The sequence below is a fragment of the Pontibacter sp. HJ8 genome (genome assembly GCF_054824225.1).
Genome location: NZ_JSYF01000433.1, coordinates 1 through 7178, shown reverse-complemented (window position 1 = coordinate 7178; position 7178 = coordinate 1). Strand labels below are relative to the sequence as shown.

At 40.6% G+C, this 7178-nt stretch carries 16 protein-coding genes; all 16 read left to right on the top strand.

The annotated features are described in order from the left end of the window. Positions 1–282 (top strand): 50S ribosomal protein L16 (rplP, locus tag OB13_RS17140; protein WP_461491403.1); only part of this gene is annotated, 282 nt, incomplete at its 5' end. A 3-nt stretch (positions 283–285) separates the two neighbouring features. Continuing rightward, positions 286–486, top strand: a complete 201-nt coding sequence (rpmC, locus tag OB13_RS17135; RefSeq protein ID WP_461491402.1) for a 50S ribosomal protein L29 — start codon at positions 286–288, stop codon at positions 484–486. Positions 487–501: 15 nt separating this feature from the next. Continuing rightward, entirely contained in the window at positions 502–759 is a 258-nt protein-coding gene (rpsQ, locus tag OB13_RS17130; protein ID WP_461491401.1) for a 30S ribosomal protein S17, read from the top strand. A gap of 1 nt (position 760) precedes the next feature. Next, positions 761–1129 carry a 50S ribosomal protein L14 gene (gene rplN, locus OB13_RS17125; protein ID WP_018476849.1) on the top strand — a complete coding sequence of 123 codons (369 nt, stop codon included), beginning with the start codon at positions 761–763 and terminating at the stop codon, positions 1127–1129. 20 nt (positions 1130–1149) lie between these two features. Next, positions 1150–1473, top strand: coding sequence for a 50S ribosomal protein L24 (rplX, locus tag OB13_RS17120; protein ID WP_461491400.1), 324 nt, complete (start codon positions 1150–1152; stop codon positions 1471–1473). 1 nt (position 1474) lies between these two features. Further along, entirely contained in the window at positions 1475–2032 is a 558-nt protein-coding gene (rplE, locus tag OB13_RS17115; protein WP_461491399.1) for a 50S ribosomal protein L5, read from the top strand. 2 nt (positions 2033–2034) lie between these two features. Then, positions 2035–2304: a 30S ribosomal protein S14 gene (gene rpsN / locus OB13_RS17110; RefSeq protein ID WP_461491398.1), complete on the top strand. Its 270-nt coding sequence runs from the start codon at positions 2035–2037 to the stop codon at positions 2302–2304. A 90-nt stretch (positions 2305–2394) separates the two neighbouring features. Next, complete coding sequence (gene rpsH, locus OB13_RS17105; protein ID WP_461491397.1) at positions 2395–2793, top strand: 30S ribosomal protein S8; 399 nt, start codon at positions 2395–2397, stop codon at positions 2791–2793. Between the two features lie 14 nt (positions 2794–2807). Continuing rightward, positions 2808–3362: a 50S ribosomal protein L6 gene (gene rplF / locus OB13_RS17100; protein WP_461491396.1), complete on the top strand. Its 555-nt coding sequence runs from the start codon at positions 2808–2810 to the stop codon at positions 3360–3362. Between the two features lie 8 nt (positions 3363–3370). Next, positions 3371–3721, top strand: a complete 351-nt coding sequence (gene rplR / locus OB13_RS17095; RefSeq protein ID WP_461491395.1) for a 50S ribosomal protein L18 — start codon at positions 3371–3373, stop codon at positions 3719–3721. Between the two features lie 6 nt (positions 3722–3727). Beyond that, positions 3728–4246 (top strand): 30S ribosomal protein S5, encoded by a 519-nt coding sequence (gene rpsE / locus OB13_RS17090; protein ID WP_461491394.1) that lies wholly within the window; start codon positions 3728–3730, stop codon positions 4244–4246. A gap of 5 nt (positions 4247–4251) precedes the next feature. Continuing rightward, complete coding sequence (gene rpmD / locus OB13_RS17085; protein ID WP_461491393.1) at positions 4252–4431, top strand: 50S ribosomal protein L30; 180 nt, start codon at positions 4252–4254, stop codon at positions 4429–4431. 1 nt (position 4432) lies between these two features. Further along, positions 4433–4879, top strand: coding sequence for a 50S ribosomal protein L15 (gene rplO, locus OB13_RS17080; protein WP_461491392.1), 447 nt, complete (start codon positions 4433–4435; stop codon positions 4877–4879). Between the two features lie 5 nt (positions 4880–4884). Then, positions 4885–6201 (top strand): preprotein translocase subunit SecY, encoded by a 1317-nt coding sequence (secY, locus tag OB13_RS17075; RefSeq protein WP_461491391.1) that lies wholly within the window; start codon positions 4885–4887, stop codon positions 6199–6201. 3 nt (positions 6202–6204) lie between these two features. Then, positions 6205–6978 carry a type I methionyl aminopeptidase gene (map, locus tag OB13_RS17070; protein ID WP_461491390.1) on the top strand — a complete coding sequence of 258 codons (774 nt, stop codon included), beginning with the start codon at positions 6205–6207 and terminating at the stop codon, positions 6976–6978. Beyond that, a partial coding sequence (infA, locus tag OB13_RS17065) for a translation initiation factor IF-1 (RefSeq protein ID WP_461491389.1) occupies positions 6979–7178 on the top strand: 200 nt, incomplete at its 3' end.

The following is a 7178-nucleotide window of genomic DNA, read 5'->3' as shown; positions in this document are numbered from 1 at the left end:
GAAGCTGCTCGTATTGCAATGACAAGAGCAATGAAACGTGAAGGTCAGGTATGGATCCGAATTTTCCCTGACAAGCCTATTACAAAGAAGCCTGCAGAGGTTCGTATGGGTAAGGGTAAAGGTTCCCCTGAATATTGGGTAGCAGTTGTTAAGCCAGGTACCATCATGTTTGAATCGGATGGTGTGTCGCTGGAAGTTGCGAAAGAGTCTCTAAGACTTGCTGCACAAAAGCTACCAGTTAAAACAAAGTTTGTAGTACGTAGAGATTACGTTGAGAAATAGTATATGAAAAATTCAGAGATTAAAGCTTTGTCTTTAGAAGAGCTGAAAGAGAAGCTTAATACGGAGCAGACAACTATGCAGACATTGCGTTTTGCACATGCTATTTCTCCGTTAGAAAATCCGATGAAAATCCGTGAGACGAAGAAATCTATCGCTCGTCTGAATACTGAGATTCGTCGCCGTGAAATTGAAGCTAACTCTTAATACTTAATAGAAATCATGGAAGAGAGAAATCTTAGAAAAGAAAGAAGTGGTAAGGTTGTTAGCAACAAGATGGACAAATCTATCACTGTACTTGTAGAAAGCAGAATGAAGCACCCGATGTACGGGAAGTTTGTTAGCAAGTCTACTAAGTTCATGGCGCACGACGAGAAAAATGAATGCAACATCGGTGATACCGTGCGCATCCAGGAAACACGTCCTCTTAGCAAGAGCAAAAACTGGCGTTTAGTAGAAATTATAGAAAGGGCTAAGTAAGATGATACAGCAGGAATCAAGATTAACAGTAGCTGATAACAGCGGTGCCAAAGAAGTTCTTTGCATCCGTGTATTAGGTGGAACTGGTAAAAAATACGCTTCTATCGGTGATAGAATTGTAGTAACTGTGAAGTCAGCCCTTTCATCTGGAAACGTTAAGAAAGGAACTGTTTCTAAAGCAGTTATTGTAAGAACAAAGAAAGAGATCAGAAGGAAAGACGGTTCTTATATCCGTTTCGACGATAATGCGGCTGTTCTTTTGAACGCAAACAACGAGCCACGTGGTACGCGTATCTTCGGACCGGTAGCACGCGAACTTCGTGAAAAGCAATTCATGAAAATTGTTTCGTTAGCACCTGAAGTTCTTTAATCACTAATTCAGAAATCAAGATGAATAAGAAAAAACTTCATGTAAATACTGGCGATACAGTTAAAGTAATAGCCGGTGACGAGCGCGGTAAGACAGGCCGCGTAACAGCTGTAAATATTGAGAAGCAAAAAGTAACCATTGAAGGACTTAACCTGGTAACGAAGCATTCTAAGCCAAGTGCCAAAAATCCTCAAGGTGGTATTACGAAAGTTGAGGCTCCTATTCATGCAAGCAACGTAGCTTTTGTTGATCCTAAAACTGGTAAAACGACGAAAGTTGGCAGCAGAAAGAACAGCGAAGGTAAATCAGAGCGTTATTCTAAAAAAACAGGAGAGGTAATCTAATATGGCAACTGCAAGATTTAAAGAAAAATATCAGAAGGAGGTTGTACCTGCGCTGAAAGAGAAGTTCCAGTATAAGAACATCATGCAGGTGCCTAAGATCACTAAGATCTCCATCAACAAAGGTATAGGCGCAGCAGTAGCTGACAAGAAGTTGGTTGACATCGGGGTAGAAGAATTAACTATTATCTCTGGTCAGAAAGCTGTCTCTACTATTGCTAAGAAATCAGTTTCTAACTTTAAATTGCGTGAAGGTATGCCTATCGGCGCCCGCGTAACGCTAAGAGGTCAGAAAATGTATGAGTTCCTGGATCGTCTTTTGACTATCGCACTTCCACGTGTTCGTGACTTCAGAGGTGTAAATGACAAAGGCTTTGACGGCAGAGGCAACTATACACTTGGTGTAAAAGAGCAGATCATCTTCCCAGAAATCAGCATCGATAAAGTAAAAGCCATCAGTGGTATGGATATCACTTTCGTAACGACAGCTCAGACTGACGAGGAAAGTTACGAACTGCTTAGAGCTTTTGGCATGCCTTTCACTAACATTAAGCATCAATAACAATGGCGAAAGAAGCAGTAAAAGCAAGAGAGCTTAAAAGACAAAAATTAGTAGCAAAGTATGCTGCTAAGCGAGCTGAACTAAAAGCAAAAGGTGATTACGAAGCATTAGATAAGCTTCCTAAGAACTCCTCCGCGGTAAGATTACACAACCGTTGCAAGCTTTCAGGAAGACCACGTGGTTATATGAGAAAATTCGGTATCTCACGTGTACTTTTCAGAGAGTTAGCTAATATGGGTAAGATTCCTGGAGTGACAAAGTCAAGCTGGTAATTTTTTCTTAACAAACTAAGAAAGAAGAAAAGATATTCGTATCTTTGCCGCTCGCTTAGAAAAAAGCATTCAAGATTTAAGTGATTCATAATGAACTCAGATCCAATAGCAGATTATTTAACTAGAGTGCGTAACGCTATCAAAGCGAACCACAGAGTAGTTGAAATACCATCTAGCAATATTAAAAAAGAGATTACAAAAGTATTGTACGAAAAAGGCTATATTCAAAGCTATAAGTTTGAAGATGCTGCTGTACAAGGCACTATTAAGATCGCTCTGAAGTATAACCCAACCACTAAGCAATCTGCTATTGTGAAACTTGAAAGGGTTAGTAAGCCAGGGCTTCGTAAGTACACTGGAAATGACAACCTCCCAAGAGTTCTCAATGGCTTAGGTGTAGCGATCTTGTCTACTTCAAAAGGTGTAATGACTGAAAAGGAAGCTAAGTCACTGAATGTAGGTGGCGAAGTATTATGTTACGTTTATTAATAGGAGGATAGACAATGTCACGTATAGGAAAATTGCCAATCGCTCTTCCAAACGATATCCAGGTTTCAGTGGGGAATGACAACGTTGTAACTGTCAAAGGACCGAAGGGTTCTTTGACAACAGCTGTTGACAAAGACATCATTGTAAAACAAGAAGATAACCAACTTGTTGTAGAACGTCCTACAGAGCAGAAGCGCCACAAAGCTATGCACGGGCTGTATCGTTCACTTATCAACAATATGATTGTTGGTGTAACACAAGGATACAAGGAGCAACTGGAATTAGTAGGTGTAGGTTATAAAGCAACGGTACAGGGAAATATTCTTGAACTGGCTTTAGGTTACTCACACAACATCTTTTTGGCCATGCCGGCTGAGGTTACAGCTACCGCTGTGACTGAAAAAGGTAAAGCTCCTGTTATCACGTTGGAGAGCAATGATAAGCAGTTGATCGGTCAGGTTGCTGCAAAAATCAGATCACTACGCAAAGTAGAGCCTTACAAAGGTAAAGGTATCCGTTTTGTTGGTGAAGTTGTAAGAAGAAAAGCTGGTAAAACAGCGTCTAAATAATCATCATCATGTCTGCTAATAAAGTACAAAGAAGACTTAGAATTAAGAGAAGTATCAGAAACAAGATTTCTGGTACTGCTGCTAGACCAAGATTATCTGTTTTTAGAAGCAATAAAGCTATCTATGCACAGATCATCGATGATACTGCAGGTAAAACTTTAGCGGCTGCCTCTTCTGCAAAGCTTGATGGTGTAACCAACGCTAACATTTCTGTATCCAACCTGGTTGGAAAAGAAATAGGTGCTAAAGCTGTTGAATTGGGCATTACACAGGTTGTGTTTGACCGCTCTGGCTATTTATACCACGGCAAAGTAAAATCATTGGCTGAAGGTGCTCGTGAAGCAGGCCTTAAATTCTAAGACGTTATGTTGAAAAATAATATTCGTAGTGTAAAGGCTAGCGAAATAGAGCTAAAAGAAAGAGTAGTAGCTATCAATCGCGTTGCCAAAGTAGTTAAAGGTGGTAGAAGATTCAGTTTCGCAGCTATTGTAGTTGTAGGAGATGGTAACGGTGTAGTAGGTTACGGCTTAGGTAAAGCCAATGAGGTAACAGACGCCATTGCTAAAGGAATCGATGACGCGAAGAAGAACTTGGTAAAAGTTCCTTTGTATCATCATACAGTACCTCATGCTATGGAAGGCAAGTACTCCGGTGGTTATGTGCTTGTTAAGCCAGCTGCTGCAGGTACAGGTGTTATTGCAGGTGGTGCAATGCGTGCTGTTTTAGAGAGTGCCGGTATTAAAGACGTACTGTGCAAGTCTAAAGGTTCTTCTAACCCACACAACGTGGTAAAAGCAACTTTTGACGCGCTTTCTAAAATGCGTGATCCATTGGCAGTAGCTCAGCAGCGAGGTGTTAATCTACAGAAAGTATTTAACGGTTAATTAAGATGGCTCAAGTTACAATCACACAAGTAAAAAGCATAATTGACAGACCAAAGAGCCAGAAGCTGACTATTCAAGCCCTGGGTCTTGGCAAGATCAATAAATCAGTAACTGTTGAAAAAACTCCTCAGATTGCTGGTATGATTAACAAGGTTCATAATTTAGTAGAAGTAAAAGACATTTAACATGTATCTGAATACATTAAAACCTGCAGAAGGATCTATAAAGAATAGAAAGAGAATAGGCAGAGGTACTGGCTCAGGTAGAGGTGGAACTTCTACCAGAGGACACAAAGGTGCTAAGTCGCGCTCTGGCTATTCCCAGAAATCCGGCTTTGAAGGTGGTCAGATGCCGCTTCAGAGACGTGTTCCTAAATTTGGCTTTAAAAATATCAACAGAGTTGAATATAAAGCAATCAATTTAGATGTTCTGGAGTCATTGGCAGCAGAGACTAACGAAAAAGTTCTTAACTTTGATTTCTTCAAGGCACACGGTTTGGTGTCTAAGAATGATAAAGTGAAAGTCTTAGGTAGAGGAGAGATTTCGAAGGCTGTAGAAGTACACGCTCATGCTTTTTCTCAGACTGCCATATCATCCATTGAAAAAGCAGGCGGTAAAACAGTAGCTCTTTAATCTTTATGAAGAAGTTTATAACAACTATTAAGAACATTTTTGCTATCGATGACCTGAGAGTACGAATTCTCAATACGATCGGGTTTATAGCTATTTTTAGATTAGGTTCTTATGTTGTTCTTCCTGGTGTAGACCCTAACCAACTAAAAGCTAACACGGCCGGAATATTTGGTCTGTTAGATACTTTCTTAGGTGGAGCATTTAGCAATGCTTCCATCTTTGCGTTAGGTATTATGCCATATATTTCGGCTTCTATCGTATTGCAGCTACTCACAATCGCTGTTCCTTATTTTCAAAAAATGCAGAAGGAGGGTGAGTCTGGTAGAAAAAAAATCAACCAAATCACCCGAGTTCTTACCATCGTTATCACACTCGCTCAGGCAGTAGGCTTCGTAGCAACCATTAACAGCGAGGCTATTGTGATCAATACCACTCTCTTTACAATCACTTCCATGATTGTTCTGACATCCGGCACAATCTTCTGTATGTGGCTTGGTGAAAGAATAACAGATAAAGGAATAGGAAACGGTATATCTATGCTGATCATGATCGGTATAATATCACGATTCCCGGGTGCAATTGTAGCCGAGGGTTTGTCAAAAGAGCTGAATGGCGCCCTTTTATTCATGTTTGAATTAGTGGTTCTGTTCTTTGTAGTAATGTCTGTTGTAATGCTTACACAGGCTGTCAGAAGAATACCAGTGCAGTACGCGAAGCAGGTAGGGGGAAGTTCGCTTTACAGTGGCCAACGCCAGTTTATACCTTTAAAAGTGAATGCTGCCGGTGTAATGCCAATCATTTTTGCACAATCTTTGATGTTCCTGCCTTCGATGTTAGCATCCATATGGGCAGACACTAATGAAACAGCGAGCTACATTGGTGCTACCTTCTCTGACTTCACGTCTTGGCAGTACAATGTTGTTTTCGGTCTGATGATCCTAGTATTTACTTATTTCTATACAGCGATAAGTGTTAACCCTAATCAAATTGCAGATGATCTGAAGAGAAGTGGTGGTTTTGTGCCAGGTGTAAAGCCAGGTCGCGCTACTTCCGAATACATTGATAATATACTTACCAAGATAACATTGCCAGGTGCTATTTACCTGGCACTGGTTGCGATCTTCCCATCTATTGCTATGCTGTTAGGTGTAACAAGAGAATTTTCACAGTTCTTTGGGGGTACTTCGCTGATCATTATGGTGGGTGTTGTACTGGATACGCTACAGCAAATTGAAAGTTATTTACTAATGCGTCATTATGATGGTATGATGAAATCCGGTAAGCTCAGAGGCCGAACCGAGAACATCGCCATGGTATCCTAATAAATGGTATTTTACAAGACCGAAGAAGAAATTGAGCTAATTCGCCAGAGTGCTTTAATACTAAGTAAAGCACATGGCGAAATAGCTCTTCTTATAAAGGAGGGAGTCTCTACTGCCACGCTCGACAAAAGAGCGGAAGAGTTTATAAACGATAACGGAGCTGTCCCTTCCTTCAAAAATTACAACGGGTTTCCTTATAGCCTTTGTATCTCAGTTAATTCAACAGTAGTTCACGGAATGCCGGGTAACTATATTTTGAACGATGGGGATGTAATCTCTGTTGATGCTGGAGTTTACTACAAAGGTTTTCATAGTGACTGTGCCTATACGCATGCTGTAGGTGAAGTTTCGGAGGAGGTAGCCCAGTTATTGACAGTAACAAAAGAGTCTTTGTATAGGGGGATTGACAAAGCTGTTGTTGGTTCGAGGATTGGAGATGTTGGTTTTGCTATTCAACAATATGCTGAAAGCTTTGGGTATGGTGTTGTAAGAGAATTGGTGGGACATGGTATAGGTAAAAGCCTGCACGAGTCACCAGAGGTTCCTAACTACGGCAAGCGTGGCCAAGGATTGAGATTACAAGATGGTCTTGTCTTAGCGATCGAGCCCATGATCAACCTGGGTACACGGTACATAGTCCAGGAAGATGATGGGTGGACGATCCGAACAAGAGATAATAAACCATCAGCTCATTTTGAGCACACAGTAGTAATACGTAAAGATAAAGCAGAAGTATTAACAACTTTTGATTACATAGATAAAGTTAAAAATCAATAAATGGCGAAGCAGTCCTCTATCGAACAAGACGGAACAATTATAGAAGCGTTATCCAATGCAATGTTCCGGGTAGAGTTAGAAAATGGTCATCAGGTAGTTGCTCATATCTCAGGAAAAATGAGAATGAACTATATCAAGATCTTACCTGGCGACAGAGTTAAACTGGAGATGTCTCCATACGATTTAACGAAGGGTAGAAT